Annotated in this window: 18 protein-coding genes; 16 read left to right on the top strand and 2 right to left on the bottom strand. The window is 45.7% G+C overall.

Annotation, left to right across the window (positions count from 1 at the left end; translation table 11 throughout):
- Window positions 1-10 precede the first annotated feature (10 nt).
- Entirely contained in the window at window positions 11-1,024 is a 1,014-nt protein-coding gene (gene ubiU, locus OCU35_RS10595) for a ubiquinone anaerobic biosynthesis protein UbiU (protein WP_065209501.1), read from the bottom strand.
- A gap of 193 nt (window positions 1,025-1,217) precedes the next feature.
- Here ubiU and ubiT point away from each other — a divergent pair, with 193 nt between their 5' ends.
- The 14 genes from ubiT to deoD all read left to right on the top strand — a co-directional run bounded on the left by ubiT (window position 1,218) and on the right by deoD (window position 15,242).
- Window positions 1,218-1,754 (top strand): ubiquinone anaerobic biosynthesis accessory factor UbiT, encoded by a 537-nt coding sequence (gene ubiT, locus OCU35_RS10590; protein WP_017242906.1) that lies wholly within the window; start codon window positions 1,218-1,220, stop codon window positions 1,752-1,754.
- Window positions 1,744-2,247 (top strand): GNAT family N-acetyltransferase, encoded by a 504-nt coding sequence (locus OCU35_RS10585; RefSeq protein WP_017028892.1) that lies wholly within the window; start codon window positions 1,744-1,746, stop codon window positions 2,245-2,247. Before ubiT ends, OCU35_RS10585 begins: the two co-directional genes overlap by 11 nt.
- Before the next feature lie 7 nt (window positions 2,248-2,254).
- On the top strand, window positions 2,255-2,656 hold the full coding sequence (locus OCU35_RS10580; protein ID WP_261825344.1) for a DNA polymerase III subunit psi: 402 nt from the start codon (window positions 2,255-2,257) through the stop codon (window positions 2,654-2,656).
- Complete coding sequence (rimI, locus tag OCU35_RS10575; RefSeq protein WP_017028890.1) at window positions 2,649-3,092, top strand: ribosomal protein S18-alanine N-acetyltransferase; 444 nt, start codon at window positions 2,649-2,651, stop codon at window positions 3,090-3,092. Before OCU35_RS10580 ends, rimI begins: the two co-directional genes overlap by 8 nt.
- A gap of 267 nt (window positions 3,093-3,359) precedes the next feature.
- On the top strand, window positions 3,360-5,021 hold the full coding sequence (hcp, locus tag OCU35_RS10570; protein WP_017242904.1) for a hydroxylamine reductase: 1,662 nt from the start codon (window positions 3,360-3,362) through the stop codon (window positions 5,019-5,021).
- Window positions 5,022-5,088: 67 nt separating this feature from the next.
- Window positions 5,089-6,072: a hybrid-cluster NAD(P)-dependent oxidoreductase gene (locus tag OCU35_RS10565; protein ID WP_261825343.1), complete on the top strand. Its 984-nt coding sequence runs from the start codon at window positions 5,089-5,091 to the stop codon at window positions 6,070-6,072.
- 163 nt (window positions 6,073-6,235) lie between these two features.
- Window positions 6,236-7,825, top strand: a complete 1,590-nt coding sequence (gene prfC, locus OCU35_RS10560; RefSeq protein ID WP_065209504.1) for a peptide chain release factor 3 — start codon at window positions 6,236-6,238, stop codon at window positions 7,823-7,825.
- Between the two features lie 95 nt (window positions 7,826-7,920).
- Window positions 7,921-8,694 (top strand): TatD family hydrolase, encoded by a 774-nt coding sequence (locus OCU35_RS10555; protein WP_102382319.1) that lies wholly within the window; start codon window positions 7,921-7,923, stop codon window positions 8,692-8,694.
- 202 nt (window positions 8,695-8,896) lie between these two features.
- The gene (locus OCU35_RS10550) at window positions 8,897-10,141 is read left to right on the top strand and encodes a NupC/NupG family nucleoside CNT transporter (protein WP_017242557.1); all 1,245 of its coding nucleotides are present in this window, start codon (window positions 8,897-8,899) and stop codon (window positions 10,139-10,141) included.
- Between the two features lie 186 nt (window positions 10,142-10,327).
- Window positions 10,328-10,498 carry a XapX domain-containing protein gene (locus tag OCU35_RS10545; RefSeq protein WP_017028884.1) on the top strand — a complete coding sequence of 57 codons (171 nt, stop codon included), beginning with the start codon at window positions 10,328-10,330 and terminating at the stop codon, window positions 10,496-10,498.
- A gap of 370 nt (window positions 10,499-10,868) precedes the next feature.
- Complete coding sequence (gene deoC / locus OCU35_RS10540) at window positions 10,869-11,642, top strand: deoxyribose-phosphate aldolase (protein ID WP_017031226.1); 774 nt, start codon at window positions 10,869-10,871, stop codon at window positions 11,640-11,642.
- Window positions 11,643-11,877: 235 nt separating this feature from the next.
- Window positions 11,878-13,212 carry a thymidine phosphorylase gene (deoA, locus tag OCU35_RS10535; RefSeq protein ID WP_261825342.1) on the top strand — a complete coding sequence of 445 codons (1,335 nt, stop codon included), beginning with the start codon at window positions 11,878-11,880 and terminating at the stop codon, window positions 13,210-13,212.
- Window positions 13,213-13,227: 15 nt separating this feature from the next.
- Window positions 13,228-14,448: a phosphopentomutase gene (gene deoB / locus OCU35_RS10530; RefSeq protein ID WP_102322051.1), complete on the top strand. Its 1,221-nt coding sequence runs from the start codon at window positions 13,228-13,230 to the stop codon at window positions 14,446-14,448.
- Between the two features lie 74 nt (window positions 14,449-14,522).
- A complete protein-coding gene (gene deoD, locus OCU35_RS10525) occupies window positions 14,523-15,242 on the top strand; it encodes a purine-nucleoside phosphorylase (protein ID WP_017031223.1) in 720 nt (239 codons plus the stop codon).
- 78 nt (window positions 15,243-15,320) lie between these two features.
- Here the strand turns inward: deoD and OCU35_RS10520 are convergent, their stop codons facing one another.
- Window positions 15,321-15,884 carry a YtjB family periplasmic protein gene (locus tag OCU35_RS10520; protein ID WP_017028879.1) on the bottom strand — a complete coding sequence of 188 codons (564 nt, stop codon included), beginning with the start codon at window positions 15,882-15,884 and terminating at the stop codon, window positions 15,321-15,323.
- Between the two features lie 108 nt (window positions 15,885-15,992).
- On the opposite strand from OCU35_RS10520, the gene serB reads away from it, so the two are divergent.
- Both serB and radA read left to right on the top strand, forming a co-directional pair.
- Window positions 15,993-16,910, top strand: a complete 918-nt coding sequence (gene serB / locus OCU35_RS10515; RefSeq protein ID WP_261825341.1) for a phosphoserine phosphatase SerB — start codon at window positions 15,993-15,995, stop codon at window positions 16,908-16,910.
- Window positions 16,910-18,289: a DNA repair protein RadA gene (gene radA / locus OCU35_RS10510; RefSeq protein ID WP_017028877.1), complete on the top strand. Its 1,380-nt coding sequence runs from the start codon at window positions 16,910-16,912 to the stop codon at window positions 18,287-18,289. Before serB ends, radA begins: the two co-directional genes overlap by 1 nt.
- Window positions 18,290-18,396 lie beyond the last annotated feature (107 nt).

Raw genomic sequence — 18,396 nt, 5'->3', positions numbered from 1 at the left:
ATATCTCCTACTATTGCCATTTGCGATGATATGCGCCGAGGGTGGTTTGGGTTCCCTCTGATACGTTGGCCAGTGCTTTGTCCCATTCAGGCTGTACCTGATAGTTTTCTGGATCTCGCTGATAGGCATCAATCGCTGCGCGCCAGGTACGAGTCACCTGCTCAACGTAAGCGGGGCTGCGTTGGCGACCTTCAATTTTCACGGATGCCACATTGGCGGCAAATAGCTCAGGCAATAGGGACAAGGTGTTTAAACTGGTGGGCTCTTCTAGAGCATGGTAGAGCTTGTTTTCACCCTCAACGGTGGCATTGAAGCGACCCTTACATAGGGTTGGGTAGCCCGCATTTTCACCTTGAGCGTAGCGATCAATTAGGATCTCGTTCAGTCTAGACTCAAGGCCAGAATCGGTTTCTTGCCAGCGAACATATTTAGCTGGAGAGCATGCGCCAACGGTGTTTGGGGATTCCCCTGTCAGGTAAGAAGACAGGTAACAGCGACCTTCAGACATGATACATAGGCTGCCAAAGGCAAAGACTTCCAGTTCCACATCAGAGGTAAGATTTCTAGAAAGCTGTTTAACCTGGTGAATGGATAGCACTCGTGGCAGAACTACACGCTTAATGTTGAAGTTACTGTGGTAATAATCAACCGCGGCGACGTTGGTCGCGGATGCTTGAACTGACAGATGAAGCTCAAGCTCTGGGTAGCGTCTTGCGGCGTATTCTAATACGGCAATATCGGCCACAATGAGGGCATCAATGCCATTTTGCGCTGCCATATCCACAGCATTGGTCCATCGCTCAAACCCTGATGGCTGAGCAAAGGTATTTAATGCCACATGAATTTTCTTGTTGGCGTTGTGCACATACTGCACCGCTTTCTCGAATTTTTTACCGTTGAAGTTTAAACCAGCGAAGTGACGGGCATTAGTATCGTCTTTAAAGCCGACATAAACCGCATCCGCGCCACAATCAATGGCTGTTTTCAGTGCAGGTAGATTACCCGCGGGGCAGAGTAGTTCCATAATTCTGATAATTTACTGAGCAAATAGTGAAGCAGTTTATCTACAGGTGATGAGTCGGTAATTGATATGGGGCAGTTTTGTTATTCGCCTGTATGATTTTTAATCGCGCTATGTAGTAGTTTGACCAAACTCAGTTCATTTATTTGCGCAATTCAGTATGATGAGCACCAAACTATGGATGAGAGTAGTAATCGTGCTTGAGAAAGTTAGACAACAATTAGTCGCAAATGCCGCGACCATTTTTCGTGTTCCTGCCAAATTAATGCCAGCAAAGATTCAAAGTATGACCCTATTAGAAGGCCTCAAACTTGCTTTTAAAGAAGCATTGGAAGATGGCGATTTTGAATTTCTCGAGGGCAAGTGGCTGAAGGTTTCTGTTAGCGATATGGATCTTAGCTGGTTCATCAGTTGTGATGACGGACAGCTATTGGTCAATACTGAACAAACGGAACATCATGTTAGCTTTAGTGGCTCATTGAATGATCTGGTTCTCATCGCAGGAAGAAAAGAAGACCCTGATACCTTGTTTTTCCAACGTCGCTTAAGCATTGAAGGTGATACTGAACTAGGGTTAGAAGTTAAGAACCTAATGGACAGTGTTGACCTAGATGCACTACCAAAAACAGTGAGAGTTGGCTTGGAGCAATTAGCAACATTCGTTTCTAAAGGCGTTCAGACCTCAACTGAATTATCATCAAACTCGATGAGAGAGACTGAAAATGCTTATTAGAACTGAAGCGCCTGCAGACAACCTTGGAATTCTCGCTCTTTTAGAGCACGCTTTTCCAACAGATGCTGAATCAAAGTTGGTTAATAGCCTTAGAGAGAATGGCAAAATCACCCTAAGTATCGTGGCAAGCGATGACGAAGGGAAAGTGATCGGTTGTGCTCAGTTCTCACCGGTAACCCTTTCTGGTAATGATTATGGTTGGCAGGGGTTAGCGCCTGTAGCTGTGCACGAAGATTACCGTAATCAGGGCATTGCAGAGAAGATGATCAAAGAAGGCCTAGATTCATTGTTGGAGTTTGGCTACTCTGCCTGTGTTGTATTAGGTGAACCTGAATACTACTCTCGCTTCGGTTTCTCGTGTGCTGAAAAGAACCGTTTTCGTTGTCAATGGGATCTACCTGTCGGTGTTTTTCAGGTATTAGATCTGACCGGCGAAAGCTTCGATGGCCTTTCTGGTCTTATTGAATACTGTGAAGAATTTGATCAATTCTGAGGCTCCATTGAAATCAAACAACTCCTCTGCATTTTTAGCTGAAATGGACATTCAGGAGTGGCATCTTGCCCACCCTGAGAAACTTCAAGGCTATCAACAACCTGAGATCTCACTTGAGGGCTCGGTGAAGCTATTGTTTGTGTCACCTCAAGTGCCTTCTGGGCACTACGCTGAATTTCTACAAAAAGTATTGAAGGCGATGAAGTTAGATCTTAGCAATTGCCGACATCTTTATCCTAATCAACTTCAGCAGTTGGGTGCGCATTCCCTGCAATGGCTTTGGTTCAGTGATTGTGCATCGCAGCCACTCGACGGCGTTAAAGTTATCGCATCTCCAGCACTCTCTGAGATAGATGGTCACAACCAAAACCGTCGTCAACTATGGAATCAACTACAAGCCAATGCCTGATCTTGTCCCGTTAGCGCCATCGCACCTAGAGAAGGTGTGGCAGATAGAATCTAAAGCACACTCTCATCCCTGGAAACGCTCTATGATTGACGATCTTGCCAGTCGCGGGGCTATGCACTTTGCTTTTGTCCAAGATGATCAAGTTGTCGGTTATTTTTATGCGCAGAATATTGTCGGCGAAGTGACCTTACTTAATGTCGCGATAGACCCGCAGTGCCAAGGACAAGGGCTGGGTAGCAAGCTGGTTGAGGGCTTTATTGAAATGTGTGAGCAAAAGGGGATTGATAGTATTTGGCTTGAGGTACGTGAATCAAACCAAATAGCTCAATCGCTATACCTTAATGCTGGCTTTAATGAAGTCGATAGACGCAACAACTATTACCCAACCGCTGGTGGTCGTGAAGATGCGATCATTATGAGTTATCTCTGCCTCTAATCTTCCTAAGAATCGCTACGGCTTAAGTCAGTAGCGATTTTTTTTATCCTTTATTCATCGTTACTTTGCGTGGACCTAGGATAGTTCTGCCTGATTTTTGCCCGCCACGCCTAACAAATACAACTGCTTCTCATTCACTGCTGGTTTTTATTGATCTAGATCAGTTAGTCATTAAGTTGCAATTAAAATACTTCTTTAAAGGATGATGAAAGACTAATATTTGTCACTCATAACATATATTTTAAATATCATTTAAGGGAAGGCGAAATGTTCTGTATTCAATGTGAGCAAACAATGCAAACTCCAGTTGCCAATGGCTGCCAATACGCCATGGGTATGTGTGGTAAAACAGCAGAGATTTCTGATCTACAAGACGTATTGATTTACATCCTTCAAGGTGTGAGCGCGTACGCCAATGCAGCGCGCGATCTAGGTGTTGTAGACTCAGAAGCAGATGCGTATGTGCCACAAGCATTCTTTGCAACCTTGACCAACGTGAACTTCGATGATGCACGTTTGATTGAATACACAGAACAAGCGCTTTCTTACAAAGCTAAGCTAAAAGCGGCTTACGAGGCGGCATGTGTGCTGCAAAACGTTGAGCCTAAAGTGCTTGAAGGTGCTGCGCAATTCACCATTGAAGCCGAAAAAGTCACCTTACTAAGCAAAGCAACGGATACTGCGCTGAACCACGATGTGAGTGAAGTGGGTGAAGATATCTTAGGTCTGCGTCTACTTGCCCTATATGGCCTAAAGGGTGTTGCCGCTTATATGGAGCACGCACGTATCCTTGGTCAGCAAAACGACGAAGTGTACGCTGAGTTCCACCGCATTATGGCTCGCCTTGGTGAGAACCCAAGTGAAATGAATGAGCTTCTTGAGCTTGCTATGGCATGTGGTCATTTGAACTACAGCGTAATGAAAATGCTAGATACCGGCGAAACTGAGGCCTTTGGACACCCTGTTCCTACTAAAGTGAACATGAAGCCCATCGCAGGTAAGGCGATCTTGGTATCAGGTCACGACCTTATTGACCTGAAATACATCCTTGAGCAAACCAAAGACAAGGGCATCAACGTGTATACCCACGGTGAGATGCTGCCTGCGCACGCATATCCTGAACTGGGTGGTAAACACCCGCATCTAGTCGGTAACTACGGCAGTGCTTGGCAAAACCAGCAAAAAGAATTTGCGAACTTCCCTGGCGCAATCGTGATGACATCTAACTGTCTGATCAACCCAGAAACCAATGGTTATGCGGATCGTATGTTCACTCGTAATATCGTAGGTTGGCCTGGTGTTGAGCATCACACAGGGCATGATTTTTCTGCTGTGATTGAGAAAGCGCTGGAGTGTGAAGGCTTCAAGTTTGACGAGATCCCGCTGTACACGACCACAGGTTTTGCTCATAACGCATTAATGGAAGCAGCACCTGCCGTCATCGAGCAAGTGAAAGCGGGCAATATCCGTCACTTCTTCCTAGTTGGCGGGTGTGATGGTGATAAAAAAGAGCGTAACTACTTTACAGAGTTCACCAAAGCAGCGCCTCAAGATACGCTGATCCTGACTCTTGCATGCGGTAAGTTTAAGTTTAACGACCTAGAGTTTGGCGACGTGAATGGTATTCCGCGTCTATTGGATGTGGGCCAATGTAACGACGCTTACTCTGCAATTCAGTTAGCACTGGCTTTGGCTGATACGTTTGAGTGTGGTGTAAACGAATTGCCTCTGTCGTTGATTCTGTCTTGGTTTGAGCAAAAGGCGATTGCCATATTGCTGACTCTATTAGCTCTGGGTATTAAAGATATCCGCGTAGGTCCTACCGCGCCAGCATTCTTAACTGAGAACCTACTTAATCATCTTAATGAGCAAACGGGCCTTCGCTTGATCACTACGGTTGAGCAGGATCTTGCTGATATCCTAGGTTAATCCAAGCTTGAACCACATAGAGGAGCTTAGCTCCTCTTTTTTTGACTGCTAACTATGAGTTTTAAAGATGCAACTGACCTGTACAGACATTCGCCAAGACACCTCCGATGTAACGACTTATTGGTTTGAAACCAGTGGTGATATTGATTTTATTCCAGGGCAATTCTTGCCTCTTGAAGTGGATATTGAGGGAGAGACCCATCAGCGCTGTTATTCACTGGCCTCCATGCCGGGTGAGAAACACTGCAGTCTAACGATCAAGCGCGTAGAGGGTGGATTAGTATCAAACTATCTTGCGGACAGTTTTTCTGTTGGCCACAGCTTACGTAGTGGCAGTGCAGCCGGAGACTTTACTATTCAGTTAGTGGATGAACAGTCATTATTGATGCTAAGTGCGGGCTGCGGGATCACGCCGGTTTATTCAATGTTGCAGGCTCGATTAGCGCAAAACCCTGATGCGGATATTGTGTTTGTTCACAGTGCTAGTACCCCAAGTGATCGCATCTATGTGCAAGAGCTAGAGGCGCTTGCAAAGCAGTATACAAATTTAAAATTGATTTGGGCGGTAAGCCGTGATGATGAATTAGGTCAGTATCATGGGCGCTTATCTCAAGAGCTTCTGCAATTACAAGTCAGTGATATTTCCTCTCGCACTGTATTAATGTGCGGGCCTGAGGCTTACATGCAATCGGCGAAAACATGGTTTGATGCATTAGGGGTGAATGCTGACCAAGTGCATCACGAGCAGTTCCACGGAGCCATCGAAAAAGTGGCTACAGGTTCGGGTGATCAGTCTCACACGTTAAGTGTCAATGGCACAGAAGTGGCCATCTCTGATGATGAAACTGTGCTTGAGGCGCTAGAGAAAGAGGGCTTACCTATCTTTGCCGCTTGTCGTGCCGGTGTATGTGGAAGCTGTCGTTGTAAGGGTGATAAAGACAAAGTAGTGAGCTCTACCACTGGGCCTCTTAGTGAGGAAGACGTAGAGCAAGGGTATTTTCTTGCTTGTACGAGCCAAGTTAATGACGATATGTTTGTTGAAATTGGCTGATCTATGGTCTTGTATTGTAAGGGCTCAACCTAAGGTTGGGGCTTTATACCAATCAAAGTTATCTACTACGATTGGTATTATTCCATAGATAGATTGTGAAATGGCGCAGAATCAGCGAAAATAGCGCCAATTTTCGCCAGTGTACCAACTAAAGAATTCGAACATGACAAATAGTCCATTTCAGCAAGAAGTGAGCAAGCGCCGTACGTTTGCGATTATCTCTCACCCGGATGCGGGTAAGACAACCATTACCGAAAAAGTTCTATTATTCGGAAACGCGATCCAAAAAGCAGGTACGGTAAAAGGTCGTGGCTCGAACCAACACGCAAAATCTGACTGGATGGAGATGGAGAAGGAGCGTGGCATCTCGGTAACCACCTCTGTAATGCAGTTTCCATACAACGACTGTCTAGTGAACCTTCTAGATACTCCAGGACACGAAGACTTCTCGGAAGATACCTACCGTACTCTAACCGCAGTAGACTCCTGCTTGATGGTTATCGATGCAGCGAAAGGTGTCGAGGATCGTACTCGTAAACTAATGGAAGTGACGCGCTTGCGTGACACGCCAATCGTAACCTTCATGAACAAATTGGACCGCGATGTTCGCGATCCAATGGAAGTTCTGGATGAAGTGGAAAGCGAACTGAAAATGGCGTGTGCGCCTATCTCTTGGCCTATCGGTTGTGGTAAAGAGTTTAAGGGTGTTTACCATATTCACCGTGATGAAACCATCTTGTATGAATCTGGCCACGGTCATGAAATCCAAGAAGTTCGTATCATTAAAGGGCTTGATAACCCTGAGCTTGATGTAGCGGTAGGCGAAGACCTAGCGGAAAGTGTGCGTGAAGAAATAGAGCTTGTGATTGGCGCATGCCCTGAGTTTGATCTTGAGCTGTTCCTTGCGGGCGAACTGACACCTGTTTACTTCGGTACTGCATTGGGCAACTTCGGTGTTGACCACATGCTTGACGGACTAACTAAGTGGGCTCCAGGCCCGCAAGCGCGCGAAGCAAACGAGCGTAAAGTGGTTGCTGATGAAGAGAAATTCTCAGGCTTCGTATTTAAGATTCAGGCAAACATGGATCCTAAACACCGCGACCGCATCGCATTCATGCGTATTGTATCGGGTACTTACTCGCAAGGCATGAAAATGAATCACGTGCGCACAGGCAAAACGGTCAGTATCTCAGATGCTGTGACCTTTATGGCTGGTGATCGTGCACGTGCAGAGAAAGCCTACGCCGGTGATATCATTGGTTTACACAACCACGGCACCATTCAAATTGGCGATACCTTCACTCAAGGTGAAGCGCTTAAATTTGCCGGTATCCCGAACTTCGCTCCAGAGCTATTCCGCCGTATTCGCCTAAAAGATCCATTGAAGCAAAAGCAGCTTCTAAAAGGTCTGGTTCAGCTTTCTGAAGAGGGTGCGGTACAGGTATTCCGCCCGCTACAAAACAATGACCTTATTGTTGGTGCGGTAGGTGTGCTTCAGTTTGATGTGGTTGTAGCTCGCCTAAAAGCAGAATACAACGTAGAAGCGATTTACGAAGGTGTAAACGTCGCAACAGCTCGCTGGGTTGAGTGTGATGATGCTAAGAAGCTAGAAGAGTTTAAGCGTAAGAACCAAACTAACCTTTCACTAGACGGTGGTGACAATCTGTCATACGTAGCACCGACTATGGTTAACTTAAACCTAGCCCAAGAGCGATTCCCTGACATTCAGTTCCGCGCCACACGCGAACATTAATCCTTTGAAAGCCAGTTGCATGCAACTGGCTTTTTTTTGCTTCAAGATCTTCAGTTTTGACATAGGATTAGAAGAACAATGATTGAAGGTTACTTATGTGGTTCGACACGCACTGCCATTTAGACTTCCCCGAATTTACTTCACAGCAAGATAAATACTGCGATTTATTCAACCAGAATAAAATCGTTCGCTTCTTTGTTCCCAGTGTGGGGCCAAGTAATTGGCAAGATGTGCTTGGTCTGGCAAGTGATACGCACAGTATCGGTCTTGGCATCCATCCGTGTTTTCTGCAGCCTCTGATAGACAACCACACTTTAGATAATGACCTTGAGCGTCTTGGTGCTTTAGCTCTTGAAAATCGAGATCATATTTCAGCCATCGGAGAGTGCGGTTTAGATAAGCGTATAGATACTCCTATTTCAACTCAGTTGTCTGCGTTCAATGTTCAGATTGATCTGGCTGAGCAGCTAAAACTTCCTTTAGTTATACATTCGGTTCAGCAGCATCATAATATTCGAGAGTCTTTAAAAGGCAGGCAGAGAGATAATCTTGGAGTTGTTCATGGGTTTAGCGGTAACTATCAACAAGCAAAGATGTTGGTGGATCTAGGCTTAAAAATCGGGGTTGGGGGTGTGATTACTTGGCCAACTGCACAAAAAACACGCGAAGCAATAGCAAAGCTGCCTCTAGATAGTATTGTATTAGAGACGGACGCACCTGATATGAGGATTTCGGGACAGCAGCATCATCCTAACTCGCCTCATTTTATTCCCTTAATATTTAATCACTTAGTTGAACTTCGGCCAGAAAGCTCTTCTATAATATCTGAGAAAATATGGGAAAATAGTATTTATCTTTTTTCACGTTAGTTTCATTCAGATACAACAAATGTCATTTTTGATTTTCGTTTTGTGATCGCGATCAATATTAAGGTAAACGTTTGCGTATAGAATCTCGCGCAAATGTGACCGGTGACCAGTTTTACTATTTTTTGAACTGTATAATCGCCGACGTTTTAGACACTTTTACACTCTTTTTTTTGAACATTTTAGAATAAGGAAGCCATAAACTATGAGCCTGTTTATGAGCATAGTAGGTATGCTGGTACTGATTTTAATCGCAGTACTACTATCAGATAACCGTAAAGCAATTAACGTTCGTACCGTAGCTGGTGCATTTGCAATCCAATTCGCATTGGGTGCATTCGTACTTTACGTACCTTGGGGTAAAGACCTTCTGAAAAGCGTTTCAGATGGTGTTTCAAGTGTAATTAACTATGGTGCTGACGGTACTGGTTTCCTTTTCGGAAACTTAGTTAACTTCTCAGTAGACGGCATTGGCTTCATCTTTGCTTTCCAAGTTCTACCAACACTAATCTTCTTCTCTGCACTAATCTCAGTACTTTACTACTTGGGTGTTATGCAGTGGGTTATCCGCATTCTTGGTGGTGGCCTTCAGAAAGCTCTAGGTACTTCTCGCGCGGAATCAATGTCTGCAGCGGCTAACATCTTTGTTGGTCAAACAGAAGCACCTCTAGTAGTACGTCCATTCGTTCCTCGTATGACTCAGTCTGAGCTATTCGCTGTAATGTGTGGTGGTCTAGCTTCTATCGCTGGTGGTGTACTAGCGGGTTACGCTTCAATGGGCGTGCCAATTGAATACCTAGTAGCGGCATCATTCATGGCTGCACCGGGTGGTCTACTATTCGCTAAAATCATCAAGCCTGAAACTGATGAGCCTATCGACCAACTTGCAGACATGAACGCTGAAGGCGAAGACAAGCCTGCAAACGTTATCGATGCGGCAGCTGGCGGTGCATCTGCTGGTCTAAGCCTTGCGCTTAACGTTGGTGCAATGCTTATCGCATTCATCGGTCTTATCGCGCTAATCAACGGCCTACTAGGCGGCGTTGGCGGCTGGTTTGGTTTCGAAAACCTTACTCTAGAAATGCTTCTAGGTTGGTTGTTCGCTCCTCTTGCATTCCTAATCGGTGTTCCTTGGAACGAAGCTGTTGTTGCTGGTGAGTTCATCGGTCTTAAGACTGTTGCTAACGAATTCGTAGCATACGCTAACTTTGCACCTTACCTAGGTGACGCGGCTCCAGTTGTACTGAGCGAGAAGACTAAAGCAATCATCTCATTCGCATTGTGTGGTTTTGCTAACCTTTCTTCTATCGCTATCCTATTGGGTGGTCTAGGTAGTATTGCTCCTAAGCGTCGTGGTGATATCGCGCGCATGGGTATCAAAGCTGTTGTAGCAGGTACTCTATCGAACCTAATGGCAGCAACTATCGCTGGTTTCTTCTTGTCTTTCTAAGACTCTAGAAACAAACCTTTTAAAACGCCCTAGTGAATTTCACTAGGGCGTTTTTGTTTTCATACGACTGGCTAGAACTTCATCACTTTTTTTTGAGATGCAAACCGTTTGCTTTCATCATAAATGCAACATTGGTCATACTTCGCACTATAATAAGCATCGAAGTTAACAAGATGGATGAAGATTATGAATGAAGTTTTGCTAGCCGTATTTGCAGGCTTTGCGGTGGGGATATTGTTCTCTGCTTTGAAGCTGCCAATCCCAGCGCCACCTGTATTGTCTGGTGTTATGGGAATCGTAGGTGTATACCTTGGTGGACACTTCTATCAATGGTTGATAGAAAGGTTTTTTCAATAATACCAATCACACTAAGTAAGTGATCAAAAATAGCGTAGGAAAAATGCTCGAGAACAAGACAGAATTTTTCGATAAGTAGTTATTCTACAATCAAAAATTCTAACGCAGTTATCGTGTATTTTAACCAGCTAGAATGACCAGTTATTTAGTACGATTAGTATAAATACCTACATCCGTTGTAGAATGCAACGGTCAGCGGTTTAGGATTAAAAACCGTGCGGTGACAAGGAAAGCAATTGGTCAATTCACCAAGTCTTCATGGAACCAAGTCCGTTCATTGAGTCTGGATGCGCAATTGTTGGAACCCTATCTATACTGGAAGTGTTCCAATTAATGCCACCAAAACTATTCAAACTTTTCGGAGAAAAAAATGAGCGATTTGAAAGCTGCAGCTTTGCGTGCACTTAAATTAATGGATCTTACTACTCTTAACGATGACGACACCGATCAGAAGGTGATCGATCTTTGTCACGCAGCTAAATCAGCTGTGGGTAATACTGCTGCGGTATGTATTTACCCTCGTTTCGTCCCTATTGCGAAGAAGACATTGCGTGAGCAAGGCACACCTGATGTTAAGATTGCGACAGTAACTAACTTCCCTCACGGTAACGACGATATCGATATCGCAGTTGCTGAAACCAAAGCGGCTGTTGCTTACGGCGCTGATGAAGTTGATGTGGTATTCCCATACCGCGCGCTGATGGCGGGCAACGCTGAAGTGGGCTTTGAGTTGGTAAAACAATGTAAGGCTGCGTGTGGCGATATTCTTTTAAAAGTGATTATCGAAACCGGTGAGCTAAAAGAAGAAGCCTTGATCAAGCAAGCCTCTGAGATCTGCATTAAAGCGGGTGCTGATTTCATTAAAACTTCAACAGGTAAAGTGCCTGTGAACGCAACACCAGAATACGCTCGTATGATGCTAGAAGTCATTCGTGATATGGGCGTGACGAATGTTGGCTTTAAGCCTGCTGGTGGCGTACGTACTGCTGAAGACGCAGCGCAATACCTAGCTATGGCTGATGATATCCTTGGTGATTCTTGGGTAGATAGCCGCCATTATCGCTTTGGTGCTTCGAGCCTGCTTACGAACCTACTGAATACCTTAGAAGTCACAGACGAGAAAGCTGATCCAGCTGCCTATTAATTGTCTGAGAAGGCTCGTGCTTTTATAGAGTAACGAGCCTTTGTTTTTCATAATAATCTAATACCAATCACAGTAAGTAAGAGGTCATAGATAGCGCAGGAAAAACGTTGGATAACAAGGCAGAATTTTTTGATAAGTAGTATCCTACAATCAAAAATTCTAACGCGGTTATCGAGTGTTTTAACCCGCTAGGATGAGCAGTTATTTACTACGATGGGTATAAAGGTAGGGCTATATGTATTTACCTCAAGAAATCATTCGTAAAAAGCGTGACGGCGAAATCCTTACAGCGGATGAAATCAACTTCTTTATTCAAGGTGTCGCTAAAAATACTGTCTCTGAAGGGCAAATAGCGGCATTTGCAATGACCATCTTTTTCAACGAAATGACGATGCCTGAGCGAATTGCACTCACGTGTGCGATGCGTGATTCTGGCATGGTGATTGATTGGAGCCATATGAACTTTGATGGTCCTATCGTTGATAAGCACTCTACAGGTGGGGTGGGTGATGTGACCTCTTTGATGCTCGGCCCTATGGTTGCGGCGTGTGGTGGTTTTGTACCCATGATCTCAGGTCGTGGCTTAGGCCATACCGGCGGCACGCTGGATAAGCTTGAGTCTATTCCGGGTTACAACATTACTCCAAACAACGATGTCTTTGGCAAGGTAACCAAAGAAGCTGGCGTGGCCATTATAGGGCAAACCGGCGACTTAGCTCCTGCTGATAAGCGTGTTTATGCCACCCGCGATATCACAGCAACTGTAGATAACATCTCACTGATCACTGCCTCTATTTTGTCTAAGAAACTGGCCGCAGGGCTTGATTCATTAGTGATGGATGTGAAAGTGGGTTCTGGCGCTTTCATGCCAACCTACGAAGCCTCTGAAGAACTCGCACGTTCTATAGTGGCTGTTGCTAACGGCGCTGGCACAAAGACGACTGCTATTCTTACCGATATGAACCAAGTGTTGGCATCTTCTGCAGGTAACGCAGTAGAAGTGCGAGAAGCCGTTCGCTTCTTGACGGGCGAATATCGTAATCCACGTCTTCTTGAAGTCACTATGGCGTCATGCTGCGAAATGCTGGTACTTGGCAAGTTAGCTGAGTCCACAGAGCAAGCAGAAGAGATGCTAATGAAGGTGTTGGATAATGGCAAAGCGGCAGAGTGTTTTAACAAGATGGTTGCAGGCCTTGGTGGCCCGTCCGATTTTGTGAGCAACTATAATAAATACTTACCCGTAGCTGAGATTATTAAGCCAGTATTTGCGGATGCTAGCGGCGTTATCACCAGCATGGACACTCGCGCCATCGGTATGGCGGTGGTTGGCATGGGCGGTGGTCGCCGAGTTGCAACAGACAGTATTGATTACGCTGTGGGCTTTGATCAGTTTGCGCGCTTAGGTGATGCAGTTGATGCGAATCAGCCTCTTGCGGTGATTCATGCTCGCAACGAACAGCAATGGCAAGAAGCGGCTAATTCACTTAAAGCTGCGATTCACATTGGTGACAAATCTCAGTATCAAGCGACACCAAACGTGTATGCGAAGATACGAGCTGAAGATCTATAGGCCGAGGATACAGTAATGAAACGAGCCATAATTTTAGTATTAGATTCATTTGGTATTGGCGCTACAGAAGATGCTGATAAATTCGGCGATGTAGGGTCTGATACCTTGGGGCATATTGCTGAGCAATGTGCAAAAGGCCTGGCTGACAACGATACTCGTAGCGGTCCATTGACCCTGCCAAATCTATCGCGTCTAGGCTTGGGTTTAGCGGCTAAAGAGTCAACGGGAAGCTTCCCTATCGGTTTAGATGCCAATGCCGACATCATCGGCGCCTACGGTCATGCAGCAGAGCTTTCGTCAGGTAAAGACACTCCATCGGGTCACTGGGAAATGGCTGGCGTACCGGTGCTGTTTGATTGGGGTTATTTTACCGATAAACAAAATAGCTTCCCTCAAGAGTTGCTCGACAGAATCGTTGAGCGTGCAGGCCTTAAAGGTTACCTAGGCAACTGCCACGCTTCTGGTACTCAGGTACTGGACGACCTTGGCGAAGAACATATGCAAACCGGTAAGCCAATCTTCTATACCTCCGCAGACTCTGTATTTCAGATTGCATGTCATGAAGAAACCTACGGCTTAGACAATCTACTTGAGCTTTGTCATATCGTTCGTGAAGAACTAGAAGACTACAACATTGGTCGTGTTATAGCGCGTCCATTTGTTGGCGATAAAGCGGGAGAGTTTAAGCGTACTGGTAACCGTCGCGATCTTTCAGTTGAGCCACCTGCAACAACCGTGTTGCAAAAACTGGTTGATGAAAAGCAGGGTGAGGTGATCTCCATAGGTAAAATTGCCGATATCTACGCGAACTGCGGCATTACCAAGAAAGAAAAAGCGACGGGTCTAGAAGACCTATTTGATCTGACCCTTGAGCAGGTGAAAAAAGCCGAAGACAACAGCATCGTCTTTACCAACTTTGTTGATTTTGACTCGGCTTATGGCCACCGCCGTGACGTACCTGGATACGCTGCAGCTCTTGAGTATTTTGACAAGCGTTTGCCTGAAATTCTTGAGATTTTAGAGCCTAACGATGTGCTTATTCTTACTGCAGATCATGGCTGTGACCCAACATGGGAAGGTACCGATCATACTCGTGAACATATTCCAGTATTGGTTTACGGGCATAAGATTGAGGCTGGCTCATTAGGTCGCCGCTCTACCTTTGCTGACATCGGTCAGAGCTTGGCTCACTACTTCCAGACTTCAAAGATGGATTACGGAACTAACTTCCTTTAATCAAGGAAGTCAAAAATTGCGCTAATAGGGCCTGTTGACCCTAACTAAAAACAAATTAGAAAAGGAAAGATAAAATGGCTACTCCTCATATTAATGCAGAAATGGGTGATTTCTCTGACGTAGTATTGATGCCTGGTGACCCGCTACGCGCTAAATACATTGCTGAGACCTTCCTAGAAGACGTGGTTCAGGTGTGTGATGTGCGAAACATGTACGGCTTCACTGGTACTTACAAGGGTCGTAAGATTTCTGTAATGGGACACGGTATGGGTATCCCATCATGTTCTATCTATGCCACTGAGTTAATCAAAGACTACGGCGTTAAAAAGATCATTCGCGTTGGTAGCTGTGGCGCTGTGCGTGATGATGTGAATCTTCGCGATGTTGTGATTGGTATCGGTGCATGTACTGACTCAAAAGTGAACCGCATTCGCTTTAAAGACCACGACTTTGCCGCGATTGCTGACTACGGCATGGCGAGAAACGCAGAGCTTGCAGCGCAGAAGCTAGGCATCAACGTAAAAGTTGGTAACCTATTCTCAGCTGAACTGTTTTACACGCCAGATCCTGAAATGTTCGATGTTATGGATAAGTACGGCATTCTAGGTGTAGAAATGGAAGCAGCTGGCATGTACGGTCTTGCAGCGGAGTACGGTGCTAAGTGTCTGGCTATTTGTACTGTTTCTGACCACATCAAACGTGGTGAAGTGACAACTTCAGATGAGCGTGCAACTACGTTCAATGAAATGATGGTTGTGGCTCTAGAGTCTGTATTACTAGGCGACGCTGAATAATCTTCTCAGTTTAGAAAAGCCAAAAGCTTGGTTCCTGAAAGGGGGCCAAGCTTTTTTTTTGGTTTTTTCTTAGTAGGACTATTTTCTTCTTAGGACAAGCGTTAGCAGAACCCCAGACAAGAAGCTCATCATGATCATCAGGAACATCGCTCTATCACTGTTGCGATAGTGGTGATCGGAAAAGGCCGTAACGCGCCCTTTTTCAAAGGTAATACGCACATAGCCGATAATGGCATCTTGAGAAAAGATAGGCTCAACCAATTGCTGCTTGCCAATGCCTTCAGAACCTAAAGGTGTATCCATACCCAATGATTCACGCACAGTCTTCGCGTTGGTACTAGAGGCGATTTTTACACCGCTATTGTCATATACAGTCGCATCCGACACTAACGTATCGCGCGCCAACTGATTCGCGAGATAGCGAAGCTTTTCTTGATCTTCGGTCACCAAAAAGTCACTAGCACTCAACGCCGCCTGAGAAATCAATAGCTTGGTCAGCGTTTGTAACTGCTTGGTTTGAATTTGCTGATTACCTTGGCTGATATAAACGCTATTACGCACAATCGCGACTAGCATCAAAACCAGTAAGCCAATAAATATCAGTTTTATAAATCGACGCAGTGAAAATAGAGATTCTTTCATTTTGCTAAACGTAATTAATGTATGCCATTGCATAGTGAGACTTGCGCAAACAAATTGCAATAGGGTAAGTTGAGGGTAATGTTATCCCCAAAACGGATTTGAATATTCATGGAAGTCAAAGAATTACAAACCCTCACCCCGTTGACAGATTTTAGCCGCAGCGAACTGGCTGTTGTCTTTGCTGACGGTAGCAATGACGTGCTAAGTCAGTTGTTTGCTAATGATGAGCAATTTGCAACTTGGAACGTCGGTCGCTATCAGGTGCTACTCACTAAAAGTGCATTGGTAGAAAAAATGGCGGCCTTATTAGCAGCCAATAAGGCCGACTTTGCTCATCTTACTGATTTGCCCGATATGAGTGAGCCAGGTCTTGCCCTGTTTGATATGGACTCGACCTTAATTGAAATAGAGTGTATCGATGAAATAGCAAAGCTTGCGGGTGTGGGAGAGGAAGTTTCCGAGGTCACCGAGCGTGCAATGCAAGGCGAGCTGGACTTTGAGCAGAGTTTGAGACAGCGCGTTGCTAAGCTTGCTGATGCTGATGAATCCATCCTTAAAGAGGTGCGCAGTGTATTGCCATTGATGGCTGAGGCTAAACTGCTTGTCGACGGGCTGAAAGCGTGTGGCTGGAAGGTGGCTGTGGCATCTGGGGGGTTCACCTACTTCTCCAATCATCTTAAAGAGTTGCTCGAACTGGATTTTGCACAGTCTAATCAGCTAGAAATCATCGAAGGTAAACTCACAGGACATGTTGTGGGGGATGTAGTGTCGGCGCAAACTAAGGCTGATATCCTAGAGCAGCTAAGAAATGACTATCAGTTTGAGAAAAGTAACTGCATCGCTGTGGGCGATGGCGCCAATGACTTGGTAATGATGGCCGCTGCGGGTTTAGGTATCGCTTATCATGCTAAGCCAAAGGTAGTCGAACAAGCTCAGACTGCGGTAAACTATGCCGACCTTGGTGGTGTGCTGTGTCTCCTGTCGGCAAGCCACGTCTTACAAACCCTACAAACAAAGAATCTTTAATGGCAAAAGTAAAAACGGCTTACGTCTGTAATGACTGCGGCGCAGATTTTCCGCGCTGGCAAGGCCAGTGCAGTGCATGTGGTGCTTGGAATACCGTCACAGAGGTGCGCTTGGCCGCATCTCCGCAAGTGGCGCGCAACGAACGATTAAGCGGTTATGCGGGAAGCGCTGAGCAATCTAAGGTGCAGATGCTGGCCGATATTGACTTGCAAGATGTGCCTAGGTTCACCAGTACCTTCAAAGAATTCGACCGAGTCATGGGTGGGGGTATTGTACCCGGAGCCGCCATCTTGATTGGTGGTAGCCCTGGTGCAGGTAAATCGACCTTGCTATTACAAACCATGTGTCGCCTAGCTGCGGATATGCCCACCTTGTATGTTACGGGTGAGGAATCCTTGCAGCAGGTAGCCATGCGAGCCTCTCGCCTTGGCCTGCCGAAAGACAATCTTAAGATGCTCTCTGAAACCAACGTTGACAAGATTTGTCAGGTGGCAGAAAAAGAGCAGCCTAAGATCATGGTCATCGACTCCATTCAAGTCATGCATGTCTCTGATGTTCAATCGTCCCCGGGGACCGTAGCGCAAGTTCGCGAGTCGGCAACCACGCTAACGCGATTTGCTAAGCAAAATAACGTCGCGGTATTTTTGGTTGGCCACGTCACTAAAGATGGTTCTCTAGCCGGTCCAAAGGTGCTTGAGCATATTATTGACTGTTCGGTATTGCTTGATGGTGGCGCAGACAGCCGCTTTAGAACCTTGCGTAGCCATAAGAACCGTTTTGGCGCGGTCAATGAATTGGGCGTTTTCGCCATGACAGGGCAGGGACTTAAAGAGGTGTCTAATCCATCCGCTATCTTCTTGTCTCGCGGTGAAGAACAAACCTCTGGCAGTTCGGTCATGGTTATCTGGGAAGGCACTAGGCCACTGCTTGTAGAGATCCAAGCGCTGGTGGACTACTCACAATTAGCCAACCCTAGACGAGTGGCTGTGGGGCTTGAACAAAACCGACTATCAATGCTTCTTGCAGTACTTCATAAACATGGCGGGCTGCAGATGGCAGACCAAGATGTGTTCGTCAATGTGGTGGGCGGGGTTAAGGTCACTGAAACCAGCGCCGATTTAGCCTTATTAATGGCTTTGCTCTCCAGTTTTAAAGATAGAGCGCTACCAAAAGATGTGGTGATCTTCGGTGAAGTGGGCCTTGCAGGAGAGATTCGCCCAGTGCCTAGCGGTCAAGAGCGCCTAAATGAAGCCTTTAAACACGGGTTTACTAAAGCCATTGTTCCTGCGGCAAATATGCCTAAAGGTGGCATCGCTGGCATGCAAATCCACGCTGTAAAGAACCTTTCTGAAGCGATTCAAGCGTTTGATGAAATGTAATAACGGCTTCTATAAATAATATTACTGCCAAGGTCTAAAGACGCTTTTCACAAGCTTGATTCTCATCTATAGTTCTTGGATTGAAAAGAAAAGGGCGAAAATTTCGC

Origin of the sequence: Vibrio breoganii, from assembly GCF_024346795.1 — a bacterium.
Classification (GTDB): Bacteria; Pseudomonadota; Gammaproteobacteria; order Enterobacterales; family Vibrionaceae; genus Vibrio; species Vibrio breoganii.
Note: the sequence above shows the minus strand (reverse complement) of the source record. Positions and strands in the feature narration are given on the sequence as shown.